General features: G+C 44.2%; 16 protein-coding genes and 1 pseudogene. 3 read left to right on the forward strand and 14 right to left on the reverse strand.

What is annotated here, in order from left to right; genetic code table 11:
- Window positions 1-180: 180 nt before the first annotated feature.
- From MH215_RS13230 to MH215_RS29325, 6 genes and pseudogenes are all read right to left on the reverse strand, one after another.
- A complete protein-coding gene (locus tag MH215_RS13230) occupies window positions 181-873 on the reverse strand; it encodes a response regulator transcription factor (protein WP_239290724.1) in 693 nt (230 codons plus the stop codon).
- Window positions 874-877: 4 nt separating this feature from the next.
- Window positions 878-3,028, reverse strand: a complete 2,151-nt coding sequence (locus tag MH215_RS13235; RefSeq protein WP_239290725.1) for a sensor histidine kinase — start codon at window positions 3,026-3,028, stop codon at window positions 878-880.
- A 221-nt stretch (window positions 3,029-3,249) separates the two neighbouring features.
- The gene (locus tag MH215_RS13240) at window positions 3,250-3,876 is read right to left on the reverse strand and encodes a type 1 glutamine amidotransferase family protein (protein ID WP_239290726.1); all 627 of its coding nucleotides are present in this window, start codon (window positions 3,874-3,876) and stop codon (window positions 3,250-3,252) included.
- Window positions 3,877-3,984: 108 nt separating this feature from the next.
- Complete coding sequence (locus tag MH215_RS13245) at window positions 3,985-4,947, reverse strand: helix-turn-helix transcriptional regulator (RefSeq protein ID WP_239290727.1); 963 nt, start codon at window positions 4,945-4,947, stop codon at window positions 3,985-3,987.
- A gap of 272 nt (window positions 4,948-5,219) precedes the next feature.
- Window positions 5,220-5,516, reverse strand: a complete 297-nt coding sequence (locus tag MH215_RS13250; RefSeq protein WP_239290729.1) for a hypothetical protein — start codon at window positions 5,514-5,516, stop codon at window positions 5,220-5,222.
- Window positions 5,517-5,783: 267 nt separating this feature from the next.
- A pseudogene (locus MH215_RS29325) lies at window positions 5,784-5,879 on the reverse strand (rRNA (guanine-N1)-methyltransferase); the annotation flags it as partial.
- 239 nt (window positions 5,880-6,118) lie between these two features.
- Between MH215_RS29325 and MH215_RS13260 the strand changes: the two are divergent.
- Entirely contained in the window at window positions 6,119-6,994 is an 876-nt protein-coding gene (locus MH215_RS13260; protein WP_239290731.1) for a GNAT family N-acetyltransferase, read from the forward strand.
- 523 nt (window positions 6,995-7,517) lie between these two features.
- Here MH215_RS13260 and rlmD read toward each other — a convergent pair.
- The 6 genes from rlmD to MH215_RS13290 form a co-directional block, all read right to left on the reverse strand.
- On the reverse strand, window positions 7,518-9,287 hold the full coding sequence (rlmD, locus tag MH215_RS13265) for a 23S rRNA (uracil(1939)-C(5))-methyltransferase RlmD (protein ID WP_239290733.1): 1,770 nt from the start codon (window positions 9,285-9,287) through the stop codon (window positions 7,518-7,520).
- Window positions 9,288-9,466: 179 nt separating this feature from the next.
- On the reverse strand, window positions 9,467-9,625 hold the full coding sequence (locus tag MH215_RS13270) for a hypothetical protein (RefSeq protein WP_239290735.1): 159 nt from the start codon (window positions 9,623-9,625) through the stop codon (window positions 9,467-9,469).
- Window positions 9,626-9,664: 39 nt separating this feature from the next.
- The gene (locus MH215_RS13275; protein WP_239290737.1) at window positions 9,665-10,546 is read right to left on the reverse strand and encodes a diacylglycerol kinase; all 882 of its coding nucleotides are present in this window, start codon (window positions 10,544-10,546) and stop codon (window positions 9,665-9,667) included.
- Between the two features lie 992 nt (window positions 10,547-11,538).
- Entirely contained in the window at window positions 11,539-13,917 is a 2,379-nt protein-coding gene (locus MH215_RS13280) for a GH36-type glycosyl hydrolase domain-containing protein (protein ID WP_239290739.1), read from the reverse strand.
- A 318-nt stretch (window positions 13,918-14,235) separates the two neighbouring features.
- Complete coding sequence (locus tag MH215_RS13285; protein WP_239290841.1) at window positions 14,236-15,015, reverse strand: sirohydrochlorin chelatase; 780 nt, start codon at window positions 15,013-15,015, stop codon at window positions 14,236-14,238.
- A gap of 2 nt (window positions 15,016-15,017) precedes the next feature.
- A complete protein-coding gene (locus MH215_RS13290) occupies window positions 15,018-15,308 on the reverse strand; it encodes a YerC/YecD family TrpR-related protein (protein WP_017690665.1) in 291 nt (96 codons plus the stop codon).
- 454 nt (window positions 15,309-15,762) lie between these two features.
- On the opposite strand from MH215_RS13290, the gene MH215_RS13295 reads away from it, so the two are divergent.
- Both MH215_RS13295 and MH215_RS13300 read left to right on the forward strand, forming a co-directional pair.
- Window positions 15,763-16,398 carry a tyrosine protein kinase gene (locus MH215_RS13295; protein WP_239290842.1) on the forward strand — a complete coding sequence of 212 codons (636 nt, stop codon included), beginning with the start codon at window positions 15,763-15,765 and terminating at the stop codon, window positions 16,396-16,398.
- A gap of 200 nt (window positions 16,399-16,598) precedes the next feature.
- Window positions 16,599-17,684, forward strand: coding sequence for a DNA alkylation repair protein (locus tag MH215_RS13300; RefSeq protein WP_239290741.1), 1,086 nt, complete (start codon window positions 16,599-16,601; stop codon window positions 17,682-17,684).
- A 204-nt stretch (window positions 17,685-17,888) separates the two neighbouring features.
- Here the strand turns inward: MH215_RS13300 and corA are convergent, their stop codons facing one another.
- Window positions 17,889-18,848: a magnesium/cobalt transporter CorA gene (corA, locus tag MH215_RS13305; RefSeq protein WP_239290742.1), complete on the reverse strand. Its 960-nt coding sequence runs from the start codon at window positions 18,846-18,848 to the stop codon at window positions 17,889-17,891.
- Between the two features lie 359 nt (window positions 18,849-19,207).
- On the reverse strand, window positions 19,208-20,197 hold the full coding sequence (locus MH215_RS13310) for an inorganic phosphate transporter (RefSeq protein ID WP_056692924.1): 990 nt from the start codon (window positions 20,195-20,197) through the stop codon (window positions 19,208-19,210).
- Between the last annotated feature and the right edge of the window lie 7 nt (window positions 20,198-20,204).

A 20,204-nucleotide genomic window follows, 5' to 3' on the forward strand; every position in this document is an offset into this window, starting at 1 on the left:
GGAATATCGTACTGGTCAATGAAGAGACCTATATACGAGAGTTTTCTCATTGAAGGATTGAAATCGCCTCTATTTCCACTTGCCCAAAGCGTAGGGATATCTCCCTTAGGCCGCTATTTCTAATGAGTCTACCTTTATCTAGAGTTATCTATCTTTATCCATCTGCCAGTATACTCATGCTTATGACGCATTGTTAGCAACCAACATATAACCGCTCCCCCGAACTGTAATGATTCGCTCAGGGTCGGCAGGGTCAGCCTCGATTTTTTTACGTAAATTACTGATGTGTACCGCGACCGTTCTTGTATCCTCCAGGCTTTCCATGCCCCAGATGATTTGAAACAATGTATCCACACTGATGACACGATTCACGTTTTGTGCCATATAGGACAGCAGGCTGAACTCTTTTTTTGATAAAAAGATAGGTTTCCCCTCTATGTTGACAGACTGTGTATAGAAATCCAGGGTCAGACCCGGTAATTCCAGCAGTTGCTCCCTTCTACCTGAAGACACTCTACGAAGGTGCGCCTTGATCTTGGCCATGAGTACTCCTGGACTGAACGGCTTGGTTACATAATCGTCGCCACCATAGGTTAATGCGCTAATTTTCACTTCGTCTTCCTCTTGGCTGCTCAGAAACACGATCGGTGCACTGGTAAGGTTACGCGCATTCCTGCACCAATCAATACCGTTCTCATTAGCGAGCAATACATCCAGCACAATTAAATCCGGCTCAAACGTTGTAAGCAGCTTCATCGCTTCTGTCCCACTATGACTGAAGGTAGAGGTAAATCCCTCCCTGTCGCAATACACCTGAACGATCTCGCATATATGGGGATCATCATCGACGATCATTATTTTGTAAGTGTCCATCCTGTCATCCCCTTCCTTCCCTCTCAATACAAGGAAGCGTTACATAGAATGTCGCTCCCAACTTGCCGTCACTCTCCGCTCGAACTGTTCCGCCTTGTGCAAGTATGATTTCTCTGCAAATGGCTAGCCCCAGTCCACTACCCCCAGTGCCCTTATCCAACCCCGGTTGATCGTATCTGTAATTACGTTCGAAGATCTGCTCAAGCTGATCTGGAGGAATACCCATGCCGGAATCTTGTATGCTTATGATCACCTGACCAGCCTGATCCACCTCGTTCACAGCTAGCGCAATACAAACCACTCCTCCTCTGGAGGTGAACTTCATGGCATTCGACACCAGATTAAATAAGGCCTGCTCTACCCTTTTTGCATCCATCTCGACAATAGGTGCGTTAGGTAGTTGCTCTTCCACATCTCCGATATCCATTATAAAATCTAATCCAGCATCACGCACGACCAGCTCATATTGTTCATAGAAGTTAAGTAAAAAGGGAATGATCTGAACCGGCTCCATTCGGTACGAGACCTGTCCAGTCTCCAAATGAGATAAAAAGGATAACTCCTCGATCATGCGGTTAATCCTGATCGTGTTCTCCCGAATATACTTCAGATATTGTTCATTACGCTCCGGCTTGACCCTGTCCTGTACAGCTTCTACGTACCCAAGCATGCTGGACAGCGGCATACGCAAGTCATGCGTAATATAAGCAAGAAGCTTCTTTCTCCCCTGTTCGGAGTGAAGCAATCTGTCATAAGAAGTGCGAAGATCATCATGAGCTGCAGAAAGAGCCTGCGTGCGCTCCTGCACGGTTCCTTCCAAATTCATATTCATTTCAACTAGCTTGTCATTAACATTCTGCAACTCACGGGCAATTCTCTCCTCATTTGTTGCTGTCTTCGTAAATCTCGATGATAGCAATATCATCTGCGCGAATGTAAATATCAACAAGCCAAGCGGGGAGGTATTTCCGATCACCGACCATCCGTTGAAATATAAAAAGTCATTCACTACTGCGACCAAAGTAACCACCGACACCAAAAGGAAGAGCAGCGCTCCCTCCATACGTCGCATTGCTACTCGAACCAGCCCGACCATTAGATAAACCATTTGTAGAACAACCATTACACCGATCGCCAGCAATAATTTTGTATATATAAGTGCAGGGGTAATCACAACAAGGATACAGAATGCACCAGTTGCGATCCGGGTACTCAGACGAAACCATCGGGATACATAATGCGGAAAAATACAATCAAAATACATGGTGATGATATAACCGCTGACGCAGAGAATCAGATACTCCATCTTGAACTGCAATTCCCAAGGGAAATGAGGCATCCATTGTGTAAAGATAAGCTCGCCGTTGAACAAGGATCGAATACCAAGCAGTACAGTAAACAATCCAAAATATAATAGGGCTCTATCCTTGCGTCTCAGCGAGAACAATAGTAGATTATACAAGCCAATCACTAGCAAACTTGCCGTGACAAACATATCTCTAGCCAGATTTAAATTGGTCTTAGTCGTTAGTACGTCACTGCCACCCAGCTCAATATACTTGGTCATGCCGCCACGATGATGTTGGAAGTTGGATATTTGCATAACCAACTCTACCGTGTCGCTTTTGGGCTGAAAATATACCAGCTTTGTTTCCAATTGCGGAGTCATGCTGTGCTTGTCCTGACCAACCTTACCAACTTCTGCTAGTAGCTCCCCATTGACCCATAATTTATACGCATTAAAAATGCTAGGCAGCCGCAAAGCAAGCCTATCGTTTCGATCCTGCTCGCTTAGCTGGATGACCAATCCAAAGGTGGCATAGCCTGTCCCTTTCAGCTGCTCACCTGCTAAAGGGTAGCCCAGCCATGAACTCGGAATGCTGATCCAGCGATCCTGATGTCCATCCCGTTCCGAACGAACTCGGATGTCCTGAGGCGATAACAGCTCTTGCCAGTAAAACGCCCACTCCCCTGTTAACTTTTGCGGATGGGTACTAACCTGAATCTGCGTTAAATCCAGCATACCTTCTTCACTTTGGAACTTAGGAGAGTCCGGCGCAGAGAGAACAAAATAACCCCCAACTAAACCAGCAACAATGGCTCCAATAATATAAATCCAAATCGTACGAGAACCCATTCTAAGACTCTCTCTCATTATGTACTCAACCCCAATCTACAAGAGCGCAATAAGTAAGTTGATCATCCAAATAATATCATTATTACATCATAATGTACCCTGCAAATTTCTAGGAGGGGTTGAGAATAAACATCAACAAGCATAGCTTGGTAATAGACGCTCATACCAAAAACCACGCCAACAACAGTTAGCATGGTTCATAATCCTTATACGAATTGCTGAGCTTTTCCCCTAAACTGTCATTGGATTGAATTCATTAATTCATAGAAATATGTAGCTTCATGAGTTTTATTAAGACGATACCAAGCATCTAATGTTTTGGGAGAAAATACATCTAGTGCTTTTAAAACATGTACAGCGAATTCTAATGGAGCTATTCCGGATGCAGTAATCAATTTCCCATCGGTGACAGCAGATTCCATATGGTAATATTCTTCGCCTGTGTAAGAGGGGCAGATCATTTTAAGGTAGGCCATATCATTACTTGTGTGCTGACGTGAATCTAGCAAACCCGCTTGAGCAAGTCCTATGGTAGCACCGCAAATGGCTCCAACGACGATCCCTTCCTCTAAACACATCTCAGCAATTTTTAATATGGGCTCGTGCACAGCTTCTGTCCATGTATTTCCACCAGGTAAAATAAGTGCCTCTACGTTTCTAATATTGCATTCATCCACGCTTACTTCAGGCATTATTTTCAATCCGCCCATGGTTGTTACTGGCGTCTTTGCTACTCCAACAGTAACTATTCGGACTGGAGCCAGCCCCTGTCTAAAGTATCTTCCAGAGTTCAATTCGGCGGTTAAATAACCGATCTCCCAATCGGACATGGTATCAAACACATAAAGATATACGGTATTATTCATTTCTAAGTGCTCCTCATAAAGTTATTAGTAACAGCAACCATTCATCTTTCATGAGTGGTTATCATTATAATAAAATAACTTCACTGACAACTGCTGTCAGTGAAGTTATTAAGCTTGATAATATTCCATTAACTCTGATGCTACCGCCACGAGTTTATTCTTGAGATTCTGTGGCTCTATAACTTGAATGGATTTTCCATAAGGAAAAATGATATACGGCACATGTGTATACAGTAAATCTTCTTCAAGTAAAAAGGTTGCTTGCATTGCTGTTCGTTCCTGTAAATGATGCTCCAAAAACCAATGTAAGCATAAATCATCCAACGCCTCTGCCCTGCCACCAATAATTAAAGGAATTAATCCGGATTTACCTGCTACATCTGGCAACAGATTCCCCATAAAAAAAGTACGCGCTGAAAAATCATTGGGACGACTAAATGAGAATGGCGTGCGTGTGATGTTCAAAATTCGTTCTACCCGAAAGCTTCGGATCTCATTCCGAAGGTGGCAAAATGCAATGGTGTACCACTTATTGTTCCAATTCACCACGCCATAAGGGTCAATCACCCTATTTTGCGACTGCTCTTCATGTTTTTTACGATAACAAATTTCTACAGACTCTTCATTTGCTACAGCAAACTCTAGTTCTTGCAATACCGGCTGAACAGCGGGGTAGCCCTTCCGGTTTATGACTTCAAACCCGGCTAATTGATGGCTTAGTAACCTTTCCTGCTCCTGATTCGAATACATTTTCAACTTGGATGTTGCATTCTCTAATGCTTCACTCAACGGATATCCGGCTTCTTTGGCAAATAGGGCAGCGTGAAGCAATGTCTTTTTTTCATCCATACTAAAAAGCAAGGGAGATTTAATAAAATTGTGCAGCAAGCTATACCCGCCATTGTGGCCTGAGTCAGATATGATCGGAACACCACTGACACACAATGCATCAATATATCGATAAACGGTTCTTATACTTATCTCTAACTTTTCCGATATTTGCTTGGCAGTCCATTTCTCTCCCGAATTCAACATCCATAGAATGGTTAGCATATTATCGTTTTTGGACATAACAAAACCCACCTTTGACTTACACTAAGCTTATTGTTCTCAACGAGGACTGATAAGCTCAGCAACTTGCTTTTTGAACGTATAATACCCAATCTCAGGAGATTGTAGCACACTACATCATTATTGATAGCAGAATTAGAAAAAAAATTACTTAATATAGAATCGTTAAAAGACCCAAGCATTAGATGCTTGAGTCCGAAAGGAATAGGTAAATGTAATATTATGTAACTTCCTTAAAGCTCAGCAGGGGTAGATGCTCCCCATCATATAATTTACTTCTTCTTAGCAGGTCTCCATTTAAAGCCACAGTTCATACAGCCGTTAACAATTTCACTTCTCCCAGCGAACCCGACAAGGATACTTACAGGCAAGGATGTAAACATGGATATCCCGCAAAGAACTCCGATGATCGCTAATATAGCTCCAAATGGTCCATCTCCGGTACTACTTCCACTACTAATTCCACCAATTTCTATTCTTGCATTCGATTGAAAATAAAAAGCTACAATCGTACCAATCACCACTAATAAGAAAGGAAATAACCCCATCCATCCCAAAGTTTTAAACATGTTTGCGAAACTATACCCTCTTTTGTTAGCTACGACTTGCTGTGACTTGCATTTGCGACATACAACAGCTTTATTTGCTGTGTTCGATTGCCTCCCTGCTCCTCCTGTTTGGCTTTCGATAGCCCTGTTAGCTTGGGCTGACGTTGTCCTGTTGGGTTGATTGGCGGTTGATCTTGTAGTACTTTGCACTTCTGTTGACTCCCTCCTGATGCTTTCTTATAGGTACATTGAACTATTCGGCAAAACTTTCCATAATCCTCTTTACAATCTTAATTCTTGAAGGTACTTACTTTCGGGGATAACTTTTATATCCATTCCATCATCCGCAAGCATTCTACGGAACTCAGCATAGTTGGATGGCGATCAGCTAATACTTTTATGAGTTTATTCTTTGGTTTCAATTCTTCTAACATATTCTCACAAATCTGAGCAATCAACGGATCAAACAAGCCAGTTTGGCTAAACATCTTTCGAGATTCAAACAGTTTTTTATCGTATTTTGTTTTAAGATAATTATATTTCGCCTAGTAAGTATGTGATAATACCATTAATATACAGAAATATATAGACAGTCACTTTTGAGAATCAAGGAGGAGAATACAATGAAGGAACTTATATTTACGAAGGATTATAAAAACAATGAAGCACTTAGAAAGAGTTTTTTCGAACTTGCTACCAACACTTTTGATTTAAGTTTTGAAAATTGGTATCAAAAAGGTTTTTGGAGCGAACGATACATTCCTTTTTCATTTGTTGAGGGAGATAAGATCATTGCAAATGTTTCAGTAAACATTCTTGAGTTAATTATTAATGGTGAGAAGAAAAAAGCTATACAAATCGGAACAGTAATGATACATCCTGAATATCGAAGAACAGGATTGTCTACAAGTTTAATGAACAAGGTTCTAGAGGAATATGAGAACAAGTATGATATCATGTATCTCTTTGCCAATAATACGGTTCTTGATTTTTATCCCAAGTTTGGATTTAAAGCAGTAGAAGAGCGTGAATTCTCAATAGACGTTACACCAAGCCAATTTGAGCATACAGGCATCAGAAAACTAAATGTAAGTAAAGCAGATGAGATACGTTTTATTTACAAATTTGCCTCAGAAAGATTGCCCGTTTCTCAACGTTTTGGAACTGATTGCACTCAAGGAATATTAATGTATTATTGCCTTAACGTTTTTAGTGATGATATTTATTACTTGGAAAATGAGAATGCTATTGCTATTTATAAGAAAGAAAACAATCATATGGACACCTTCGATATTATCTTTATAAATGAAGTCAAAGTTTCAGATATCTTGACTAAGATTGCAGGTGGAAATATCGAAAAAATAACCTTTCATTATACTCCAGATTATAAGGATATCAATATAAAAAGCACTATCTCTCATAGTGGCTTATTTGTAAAAACAAATGATGAAGACCTTTATCCTGTACAAGTTAAACACCCAATTACATCAATTGCTTAATACTACGCGTGTAGACTTTTTTGACATTTAAACTCCGATTAAAGAACTTGCTAGAATGGGAACATTTGAGATGCAGGGCGAGTAACTCTTTTAATTGCGTCTGCATCTCTTCCTTGTATAGTTCAGGTAATTGAGACTGAGATGATGTATATAAGGATTTCTTACGATTTTGTGCGGGGAGATTGAGTTAATTAGGGGTACTCTCTAAAGCGTTTTATTTTGATAGAAAGACAGGTCTGTATGCTAGCTTCCTGTTAATAATAGAATCACTACGTTCCTTGTTTTCTCCCCGTCAATCTGATCCGGGCTTTCTTTGTGCATACAGACGATATTATCCAAAATTTCAGACAGATATGACAAGCCGTAACATCGGCTCAGAAATAATTTCCTTTTCGCCGGCCACTGGGTGGGGCTGCAACAGAATACGGCTATCCATAGCCGCCCCATGACTAAACTTATGGTCAAAAAAAAGAAGCGGGACTTTACCCGCTCCGTTGCTATATAGGCCAATACACCTCAACTATTAGTCTTCTCTCACCAACATCGCCACCGACTCCACATGCACCGTATGGGGGAACATATCAACCGGCGTAACCTCTACCGTGCGATATCCGCCATCCTCCAGCACACGCAAGTCACGTGCCAACGTACTTGGATTACAACTCACATACACCACGCGCTCTGGCTTCATCTCCAGAATGGTATCAAGCAAGCGCGGGTCACAGCCCTTACGCGGGGGATCGACAACGATGACATCAGCTTCGATGCCTTGCTCTTTCCACCGTGGAATTACATCCTCAGATGCACCGACTTCGAACTTCACGTTCTTCATCTCGTTCAACATCGCATTGCTACGCGCATCCTCAATGGCTTCAGGCACAATTTCAACCCCATATACCTGATCCGCATGCTGCGCGAGGAAAAGAGAGATTGTACCGATGCCGCAATAGGCATCAATAACGGTCTCTTTGCCGCTGAGTCCAGCATACTCTACCGTTTTCCCATACAGCACTTCTGTCTGCACCGGGTTTACCTGATAGAATGAACGAGCTGAGATCGCAAATTGCACATCGCCGATAAAATCATAGATCACATCACGACCCCATAGGACACGGGTTTCATCACCAAAGATCACGTTTGTCTGTTTCTTATTCACGTTCTGACAGATACTCGCCACTTGCGGAATCGCTTCACGGATACTGCCAATCCATTCGTCCTTGTACGGAATATCCCGACCATTGGTAACAAGCACGAGCATCATCTCGCCTGTACGGAATGCCTTTTTCACAACGACATGACGCAAAAGTCCACGGCCAGTCTCTTCGTTATACGCACTAATTCCAAAATGACTGCCGATCTCCTTCACCTTCGCAACCACTTCGTCGTTGTGCTCATGTTGGATGAGGCATGTCTCCATATCAATAATCCGGTGGCTACCTTTGGCATAAAATCCACCCACTAGCCCACCTTCGGTTACACCAATCGGCACCTGTGCCTTATTACGATAGCGCCAAGGCTCGGTCATGCCCATTGTAGGAAGTACACGAATCCCCTGCGCTGTGTCTTCTTCGTTCGTGACACCTTCTAGCCGCAGACGGATGCTGTTACTTTCGTTACTGTTGGCATCTGAAGCAGCCTGTCCATTTTTTTCATTTGCATCCTGTTCTGACCGTCCCGCCAACTGCGCCGCATCAACTGAAGCATTATGCTGCGAGTTTGACACCAGTGTCTCCGCGTCCTCCACCATCACATTCAACTTACCAATCCGCTGCAAATTATCCACCACGAGCTGGCGTTTCCAAGCAAGCTGTCCAGCGTAACTCATATGCTGGATCTGGCAGCCGCCGCACTGATCATAAATTGGACAAGGAGCGGATACCCGATCCGGACTCGCCTTTACGATCTCCAGAAGTTTGGCATAGCCATACTGCTTCTTGGTTTTCATCACACGCACACGTACCGTTTCGCCCGGAAGTGCACCTTGCACAAAGAGTGTGTAACCATTGGCACGGCCTACGCCCTCACCATCATGGTTCATGCCAATAATGTCGATGACCGTCTCTTCATTTTTGCTAACAGGTAATCCTTCGATTGACGCTGATTCACGCACACGTCCCTGCGGACGAGCGGTAGAAAGAGATGCGCCTTGTGGCCGCGCCCCTTTTCCTTGCTGACGTGTAGATGGACGAGATGATTGACTCGACTGACGGGATGCTGATGCGTTCCCTTGCCCTTGAGAGGCAGCCGAATTCCGGCGGTTTTTTCCACGACCGCTACGGTTCGTATTAGACAACGTACATTCACTTCTTTCTTCTTAATATATAATCAACTCTAACGAACCTTAGACACCTTATTTACATCAAAAATAACGTTCCAAAATTCTAACGAACTTCAGAGACGTTATTTCATTCTACAATGGCGTTTCCATATCTTTTTGGATCATTTCAGCCTATATAGCGACGCTGAGATTCGTTAGAATTCTAATTTTACTGATATCGCCAGAATAAGGCTTCCTGGGTTCGTTAGCACGAATCCCATGAGATTATACGTCATCTCAGCAATCACCGCAACTGGAAAAGCTCTACGTTTAACCACTCCATCTATCGACTCATGCGTGTAGCATCTGCTCAACAAAAGAGTGTCTCCTACTGCTTGCAGCTTCCGCTTGAATCAACGATACAGCATCAAATGATGACGCAGATTCTTAAACGTTGCCGGAAGCGTACCGCCAAGCTCTCCATCGAGGTTCAGTTGCACATATCCTGGTGAAGTCACTTCCATATAATCCGTCTGGAAATGAACAACCTTCTTATCGTTCAGGTGTTCACCACGCAGTGCAAGCGTTACAAGGCGGATCATGTCAGCTAGGTTACATTTGCGGACACCAATGACATCGAACAATCCATCATCAATCGTTGCACCTGGGGCAAGCTTCTCGAAGCCCCCAACGGAGTTTGTATTAGCGATCAGGAACAGCATGAATTCATCATGAATATCCTCCTGTCCTGCCGCGCGGATAATTAGCTCCTGCGGAGACAGGCTCGCCATTTTCTCAATGCCCTTCATATAATAGGCCAGTTGCCCGATCATCGTTTTTAGACGACTCGGCACTTCGTAGGTCAGCTCAGTCAATGAACCTCCACCTGCGATGTTGATAAAATATTTATCGTTCACCTTCCCAAGGTCCAGAGGACGAAGCCGTTGGTTAATAACCAGATCCACGTAATCCTCCCATTGCCTTGGGATCCCCAGTGCACGCGCAAAATCATTCGTCGTTCCGAGTGGAAACACGCCTAATGGTGGACGATTCTCACGCTCAGCCATACCGTTGATAACTTCATACAGCGTCCCGTCGCCGCCAGCAGCAATAATCATATCGTATCCACGTTCAATGGCGAGTTCTGCTTCACGAGTCGCATCTCCCTCACCCGTTGTTGCATGTACCGAAGCTTCAATACCGCCTTGATCCAAACGCTGCAGCACATCAGCCAGACGTTTCTTCATTTCTTCCCGGCCTGAGGTCGGATTATATATTAAGCGAGCCTTTTTCATCTCATACGCCACCTATTCCACATTATCCATGAGTCTGAACGATCTCATTCTCATTTAGCTTTCATTGTAAGCATCTTGCGCTATCCAGAATTTACCCAACTCATCCTATCCGTTAATCATGCCTTAACAATATTGTTATCCTATATCTATGCTTAAGGAATTCCGTCTCATTCCCTAAGCCTTTATATTACATCATATCATCAAATGTGAACTTGTCCTAGCCTATAGAGCGCAACCATTCTAGTCCTCGATGAAAATGGTTCATTTTACATAACACACGATGTTTTTTAAAACCGATTATATAAACTACCATTCTACCCGCTTGAGCAAAATTTAACCTACTACAGTATCTACAAACCTTGCTGCTCCACATGAAAAATCGGACATAGGCCTACTCCTCTCTGATCAGTCCGCTAGATGAAGATCATTAACAATATCGAATACTATCCATATAAATTCATTTATACCACTCAACATATTAGGACGCGATTTCAATTTCATTTAGGGGCTCTTTCACATGAGTATCTTTAACAGCTTGTTTGTCCCTTGCTGCGTTACTTTCTCTTCATATCCCCCGGTATCCTGCGAAAAAGTTCTTTGCCTGAAACGTTAATTCAGCAAAATCTCCTTCTCTCAGAGTCATAAGGCATGCCCTGCATGCTACATAAAAAAACGACCTCGATCTACGAAGTCGCATTTGCATTGAAATATGATCATTCTGACGATTATTCGGAAATCTAATCTACAACTAATGTTAGAGAATTAAAGCTTGATTGAGTTTTATTCATTCTGACAAAACGATTAATCTCAAAAAAATCAATATAGCAAAACTGCCCCCTTATCAAGGAGACAGTTTAGAATATGAGCTATTCTTCAGAGCACTAGATACTACTCGTATTTATGAAAATAAAGACCGATCAATATTTACTGCATGCTAAGTTCTACAAAGATAGCTACAGATCATTACTAAAAATATTTTCACAAAAACAACTCTACAAAGGTAATTTCACCGTTACATTATAGCTTGTCCCAGCTTGTATATTCGTGATGATATCGCCATCAATCCGTTGACCATCCACATAAACTTCCATCACCTCGACAGATGCATCCTTCTCCATGTTTACATGCAGCTCAGCCCCACGGAACAAACGCGTAACTGAAGCTTCGTTCCAATCCTCAGGCAGTTGTGGACGAACTAGAAGTCCTTGCGGGTGACCTTGTAATCCGAACAGACCGTCAATCACACAACGATAGACCCAAGGTACCGTACCTGTGTTGAACAGATTACTGGATCGTCCGGCTGTACGTGGGAATTGGCGATAGGCTCCGCGATAATAATTGGGTATAAATACTGGTAGTTGTCCCCGCTGGATTATATCCTCGGCATTGGGGCCTGGTATCATTTTACGCAGCAAACGATAGGCTCTCTCCTTCTCTCCGACCAGATACAACGAATAGGTATAGAATGCTGCAGCATGGTTATATACCGCTCCGTTCTCTGCGCTTCCGGGATGCTTTTGCGTAACCCGTCCGACATCCTCACGCATAGCTGTGAAGGACGGTGCGAGCTTCTCGACCCCATATGGTGACTCCAGTTGCTCTTCTACCGAGCGAATTAACTTCTCCCGCTTCTCTTGATTCGCAGCCCCACTCATGAGTGCCCAGCTCTGAGGATTGATATAGATGCGTCCTTCCACATCCGTGCTGACACCAAACACGACGTTATCATCCGTAATGCCTCGCGCATACCAGTCACCATCCCACAGATACTCATTCACTACAGCATTGGTCTGCGTGGCTTCCTGACGGAATTCGCCTGCAACTTCAACATGCCCTGCCTGTTCAGCAATATCTGCCCACACATTAAATGCATATGCCGTCGCAATCGTCAGCCAGCCGGACACCCCAATGCCTTTGTATCCTACCATGTTCATTGGGTCACACCAGTCACCCTGATTAATGTAGTTCAGTCCTCGGCCATCCCGCTCATGGATCAACCAGCGCATCGCAAGATTAATATGTTCCAATACAGAAGCCTGCTGCTCACTATCTGCAAAAGCAACTTGTTCCTCCAGAATGCTGTAATCATTCGTTTCATCCAAGTACGTCTTGAGGCAGACCGGAAGCCAGATACAGTGATCGGTATGAGGAATCTGGTTAATGTACTTCAACTCGGCGTCCGGATGCAAAATAATACCGTCAGGCATCGCGCCGCTGATCTCCTGCTGAGACATAGCCGTCAGGAAGGCTTCTCTCGCAATCTCTGGCAAGATATAGCTCATGCCCATATTGTCCTGCAAATAATTCCGTGTCTGCGGATCGGTGGATAGACGATTAGTCTTACCATGATAGTACATCTGGCGAGGTAGCCAGTGATTCACAATGTTATCCAGCCCACTATCCGGTGTCTCGATCTGGATATTGCCTTGCCCTGCGGCAACATAATCCGCATATTCCTGCTCGGCTACGGTAAATCCGTCCTGCCCATTCTCATTTTTGCTCAAAAAGTAGTGCTGGCGGACGCTCTCAATCTCTGCTTCATCATAAGCCGGGCCAAAGATAAAGCGATAGTCCTGCTCCGCGCCTGCATCTAGCTCCAATCTATATTGCAGCACAGCCACAGGCGTCTCGTACCGCGCATCACCACCACGTAGTGTATCCGATTGAAGAGCCGAAGGAGCATGAAGTCCTCCTTCGCCTTCGAAGCTCTCTTGATTCACTTCCCATGAGACTGGCTTATGCTCTGCAAGCAGATAGGTCTTGTCCTTATAATTTTTAATTTTGCTATAATCCTGATACTTCTGGTACGGCGTAATCGCCGAGCAGACGATGCTCTGCAGATTCTCTACATATGACCCAGATTGGTTCATCCATGACATATAGCCGACCGTAAAATACGGATAGATACTAAGCTTGCGTTTTCTCGAAGACAGGTTCGTCACTCGCACACGCCATAGCTCCATCACATCTTCCTTCGGGAGACGCAGGGACATCTCGATGCAAATGTCGTCTTGGACAACTTTCCAGTGAATATCGTGTTTACCTACAGCAAAGGTATATTCATCCGCCTCTTTACGAACTGGTTCATATGGAGCTGAGAAAAGTTCGCCACTTTCTTCATCCTTGATATATACGAATCTTCCCGGATGATGGGCATAATATGGCTGCTCCGGTTGCATAAACGTCTTGGCTTCCAGATTGGGTGCGTATGAATATTTGGCAGGTTCCGGTTGCATGAATTGAGCTACAGCATATCCCCGGCAATTCACATGAATCATCATCTTCTCATTCCACAAAAATCCGGATGCCTTCGGCATACTTGTCGGGCTTGTCAATTCAACATATTGATTATCTTCCGCTACTTTAATCATCACTGAACCTCACTTTCAGAGTATGAAATCACAAAACAGAAAACGTTTTAGGTAACTTGTATACAACTTCATCCATTATAACACGGGAACGCTTACAATAACTCGTAATTTCAAGAAGAAGTTGTCATGATAGCATCTGCCTTAGGACTAGTTGAACTTAATATGGACATTGCAAAAACTCCCATCACAGTTACCGTAGACGTGTTGGTTATCTACGCTGTACTATGATGGAAGCATATCAGAAATCTTCATGTTGAGTTTGTCTTATCGTTTATGGACACAAGGAAGTTCTAACATTTCTTTCTTCAAAAGAAAGCTTTACACCTCAGTCGCACGACACCGGTCTAACAAAATACGGATCTGCCGTTCCAGCCACTGACCTAAGAGCGGATGTGGCAGTAACGTCTCACCACGATATGCGTAATTCAGATCCTTCAGGCGCTCTGGAATAACGTTCATGGTGAAATAACCGGCACTCAAAAACAGCGGCGCCACGATTACCCGGCTCCCCTGCTCTTCACTCCAATACTTCGCCTTATCATACACGCTCTCCGGGTTAAGTAAAGCATAATCTGTGTGTGCTACACCACTAACCTCACGAACCCGTTCCGCAAGTGAAGCAATACCTGCTTCCCAGCGCTGACGGAATCCATCACGGATACTTCCATGACCCACCAGCAAAATCGTTTCATGCTCAGGCTCCTGCGATAGTGACTTCACCTTGTCCCACACCATAACAGCAATATCAGGATCGTTATCGACCGGATAGCCGAAGTGTACCTTGGCTGTGACATGGAATGGTTCCAGATCAGTTTCGCGTTCTGGCGCGTCTTTGGCGCCAATCGCATACTCTATCTCATCCACATGCGTACTGCCTGAAGATACAAATAGAGGTACGACTAAGAGATCGGTAACACCTTGTGCTTCCAGTCGGTCGATACCGTCCTGGATCAGGCGTCCTTCCACAAGTTCAAGAAAACCGGCTTCAACAGGCATAGCCTCAGGTAGGTTCAACTGAGCAATCGCGTCATCCACGGCGTCTACCCAGATTTGCTCCTGAGAGCCGTGACTAATGATAAGTACACCCGGTTTCTTCATCATTAGCGTCCCAGACGTTCCAAGGTCATTTTATATCCATCGTTACCATAGTTCAGGCAACGTTTAACGCGGGAAATCGTCGCAGTGCTTGCGCCTGTCTCCGCTTCAATCTGATTATACGTGTTGCCTTTACCAAGCATACGGGCAACTTCCAAACGTTGAGACATCGATTGAATCTCATTTACTGTGCATAGATCATCAAAGAACACATAACATTCTTCAATATCTTTCAGTGTTAAGATGGCTTCGAATAATTGCTCAATACTTTTATCATTTAGCTTTTTCAGCTGCATTTTATCATCATCCCCTAGCGGTTACTGTGTACCCCCATTGTACGCATCCTGAGTTGGTATTTCAAGCGTTAACGATTTCACGCAGTGCAGAATAAAAATACATGTTACCGTTTTCAAAAGAACTATTGTCCTCCCTCCGCGTACAACTCGTGATAATCCCGCAGTATATCCAGTTTTTCGCCTGTATATTCCCGATTAAATATGTAGGATTTTAACCATCCTAAATGTTACAATTTTGTGTCCGAACTACCGAATACGTCATAGAATCCCCTTTGATGCCATGCGCCCAAATCCGCAAATATCCCGTTTTCCGTGATACCCGCCTACGCCGTCTCTCCGCGAATGACATACAGTATAGCAAAAGGGAGTTCCTTCTCGGCCTTGTTATGTACGTTTGACACCAAGCTGAGGGAACGCAATTCCGAAATCCAACATAGAAGGAACGTGATTGTTTATGCCACAGCATTATTATCACCGCCAGCCTACGCCACGGCAACGTCCGTCTTCCCATTCACATCGGCAACGGCAGGCTTATACTTCAGCCTATGCACCGCCAGGGGTTATCCAACGTTCATTAAATGAGGCTCCGGTTCAATCCATGTATCCTGGCGTGGAACCATATTATCCAAACTTCGCTGAGGTGGAGGCATCTGGACTGGTTCCTTATGGGCAAGGCGCACCTGCCCCCAATTTTTATGCCGGAGGCGCCCCAGTGAGTGCCCCTATTCCGGTTCAAGAACCTGCATCGTCTGGCAGCTCAGGGTTCTCACTTGCCAACATCGGTGAATTAAAAGGAATGATCGACCGTTTCGGTGGTATTGATGGCATCATGAGCGGTATCGGCAAAATGCAAAAAGTTGTCGGCGGTATTCAGCAAATGGCACCAATGATGAAACTGGTGATGGGGATTCTGCCGTTTGGTAAAGGGAAAAACAATAACAGCGAGGCAGATGCGGATTATGAGGAATATTCTTCGCCTCGGCCACGTAAACGCCGCAAAAAAACGACAACAACTCCTCGTCGCCGTAGCAACACGGTAAAACGCAAAACAACTCCCACCAAACGTCGTCCCAAAAGCAGCAAACGTTAACGTACGCTCTGGCACCTTCTTGAAGAAAGAAGGTGCCTTCATTTTTCTCCAATTTTATTAAGAACCTATGTTCTTATTCCTCTAAATTAAGGTATACTATATATGTTAACCCAACCATTGCACACATTTAGTTGGTCGGCCATATTGAACATAATCAATAACTGAACTTAGCCATTACATAAGAAACAAGGAGGCAGACTATGGAACTCTTTAAAGATAAATACACACCTGCATTAATAGAACGCACGGGTAAGCTACTGCAACAATTCCATCCCCCCCTGGATACTCAGCGTTTTCGCGATCTTGTCTTTGCCGAAGGCTGGGACATACTAGAGTTCAAGGGAAGAATCCGCAGAATTACCCTCGCTCTAACCGAAGTACTGCCAGATCGTTATGAGGATGCGTTACAAATTATTGAGCAGGCTGCACCGGACATGCGTGGTGTCGAATATTTATTCGTACCGGATTATATCGAAGTCAATGGGCTTGAGCCAGAGCACTACGAATTATCCATGAAGTACCTAACCGTCTTCACACCTTATTCCAGCTCGGAGTTTGCGGTACGCCCGTTTATTGAGCGTTATCCCATTGAAACAATGAAGCATTTGATGGAATGGACAGGCAGTCCGAATGAACATATTCGTAGATTAGCAAGCGAAGGCAGCCGTCCGCGTTTACCATGGGGCAGTAAGCTCCGAAGTCTAGTTAGCGATCCGTCACCAGCCCTCCCTATCCTCCATACATTGAAACAGGACGAGTCACTCTATGTCCGTAAAAGTGTGGCAAACCATCTCAATGACATTTCGAAGGATCATCCTGATCTGGTTCTCGATCTCGCATCCACTTGGTATGGGCAGCATGAACATACCGACTGGATTGTACGTCACGCGTGTCGTTCCCTACTTAAGCAAGGACATGTTCAAGCATTGCGTTTATTCGGTTATCTTGAACAGGAAGCCATCCATATTGAACACCTAACGCTTGCACAGGAGACCGTAGTCATTGGCGAGGAACTTCATTTTTCGTTCGATGTGGTAAATGAGAGCGGTGAAGCACAGATGCTGCGGATTGAATACGAGATGGGCTATATGAAGGCTAATGGCAAACAGGCACCCAAACGTTTCAAATGTTCTGACAAGGTTTACCCGCCAGGAAGAACCCGAGTAACTACGAAGCAATCGTTCAAGGTGATTACCACGCGAAAATACTATGCCGGTCTGCACACGCTAACCATTATTGTGAACGGGGCAGAGACAGGCGCCGCTTCTTTTGTAGTGGAAGTGTAGAGTCACAGTATAACGTAGCGACAAACCCAAAAGTTATGCACATCTTTATTTTCCGCCAAAAACTTATTCACATGTGGATACATTTGATTTCCCTTGTATATAGAAGAATCATAAGGCCACCTGGCAACTATCTCCTGACCGTTAATACCGTCTGAGATTTTGCCCTGTGGCCTATACTGATGTAATGTTTGGAGTTCTACGTTCTCACTTGAACCATCCGCGCTTCACAAACCATGCCACCATACTTCCGCCTAGCACAAACATCAATAACAGTACCGCACCATACCCAAATTTCCACTGTAGCTCAGGCATATAAGCAAAATTCATCCCATAGATCCCCGCGATCAGCGTAAGTGGCATAAACACCGTTGTAATCACCGTGAGTGTTTTCATAATCTGATTCATTCGGTTGGAGTTCAGCGAAATGTAGCTATCCCGCAGATCTGCTGTCATCTCTCGATCAGCCTCAATCATATCCGTCAACTTGAGCAGATGGTCATAAATATCTGTAAAATACGCTGTATGCTCTCCTGTCCGCTGCACATGTTGGGAATTAATTACCCGGTAGAGCAGATCCCTCATAGGAACTACCGTCCGTCTGAGCTTAAGTAGCCTGCTACGCAGGTCGAACACCTGGTTCATCAGATCCTCTACTGACTCCCTGCCACCCCGGTTTTCCAGATCTGCTAGCTCATCCTCAATGGCAAACAAGGACGGAAAATAATGATCGACTAGTTTGTCCATCACGGTATAGGCTGCAGCTACCGGGCCGCGAGCCCAGATCGTTCGTTCATGTGCGTGATGCAATAACCGCTCCCAAGCCTCATCGACCTCTTCAAGTACACCATGATGGAATGAAACTAAGAAGTTAGTACCTAAGAACAAGTCCACCTCTTCCGCTTCCAACGTGACTGGATTCAAGGCATGCAACACGAGAAACTGTAAATTATCATAATAGTCGAGCTTCGGACGCTGCAATACATGTAGACAATCTTCTATAGCTAATGGGTGAAAATGAAAATATGTATCCAGCATACGGCTTTCTTCTTTCGTAGGCTGGTTAAAATCTGCCCATACCCAGGCGTAATCGTTCAAATCTAGCTCTGCCAGTGGCACATTTACGGAGACTTGATGATCTCGTGTAATTGCGAGTGTACGTATCATAAATTAGACCACGTCCTTGTCCTAGTATCCTTTACGTTATTGTACAATTTAATCATCCTATCGTCTCCTGCACTCACCCAATAGTTCTTGCTACATATAGAAACTTCTACGAACACGACAACAAAAAAAGCCAACCCTGTTGGCTTCTCTCATTCCCTATCCACAGTTTCCTGTATCCACAGGATAAATATCTTTTGGTTTATCATTCCACGGATGGCTATCCACATATCCAGCCTGTCCACACGTTCATGCACAGGCGTCTCTTCTTTTTGGTTGTATAATTATCCACATATCCCGATATTCACAAAGTTATGAACAGCTGTGACTAGCTTGTCCGTCATGATTAGGAATATATTTTTTTAGAAAATGATCCAGTACAGCAAACCTGCTAATGCTGCAGTAATTGGAATCGTAATGAACCAGGTAATAATGATCCGTCCAGCGAGTCCCCATTTTACGGCAGAGAAACGTTTAGCAGAACCAACACCCAGAATCGCGGATGTGATTGCATGCGTTGTACTTACCGGAAGATGTAGTAACGTCGCAGTGAAAATAACGGAAGCCGCTGACAAGTCGGCAGCAAAACCATTAATCGGTTCGATTTTAAAGATTTTGGTTCCCATCGTTTTGATGATTTTCCAACCACCAATGGAAGTACCAAGTGCCATGGCTGTTGCTGCAGAAATTTTAACCCACAGCGGAACCTCCAAATGGTCTTGTACTTTGGCTGCAACGAGAGCAAAGGTGATAATACCCATCGCTTTTTGTGCATCGTTCGTACCGTGCGTAAACGCCTGTAGTGCCGCTGTGAAGATCTGTACCGTACGGAACCCTTTGTTCACGTTATGCGGACTGCGTTTAGCGAAAATGTATTTAAGAATAATCATGACCACATAACCTATGGCAAATGCAATCAGAGGTGATAACAACAAACCTCCAACGATATCAATAAATCCACTCCACTTCACCTTGTCCGATCCTGCACCTACGAATACAGCTCCTGCCAACGCTCCAATCAGTGCATGAGAGGATGAAGAAGGAATTCCGAACCACCAGGTTACAAGATTCCAGATAATCGCCGAGATCAAGGTGACGATGACTACCTCAATCCCGTTATCTAGCTTGGTGGGGTCGGTCACACTCCCCCCAATCGTCTTCGCAACACCCGTAAACATCATTGCACCGACAAAGTTCATCACGGCTGCGAGTAGAATCGCACGTCGCGGCGTCAGTGCCCGTGTTGATACTGAAGTGGCAATGGCATTCGCCGTGTCATGAAACCCGTTGATGAAGTCAAACGCCAGTGCAAGGAAGACGACTATACCTAATACCCAAATCGTTGTTTCCATTATTCTC

It is taken from the genome of Paenibacillus sp. ACRSA, assembly GCF_022346845.1.
Taxonomy (GTDB): Bacteria; Bacillota; Bacilli; order Paenibacillales; family Paenibacillaceae; genus Paenibacillus.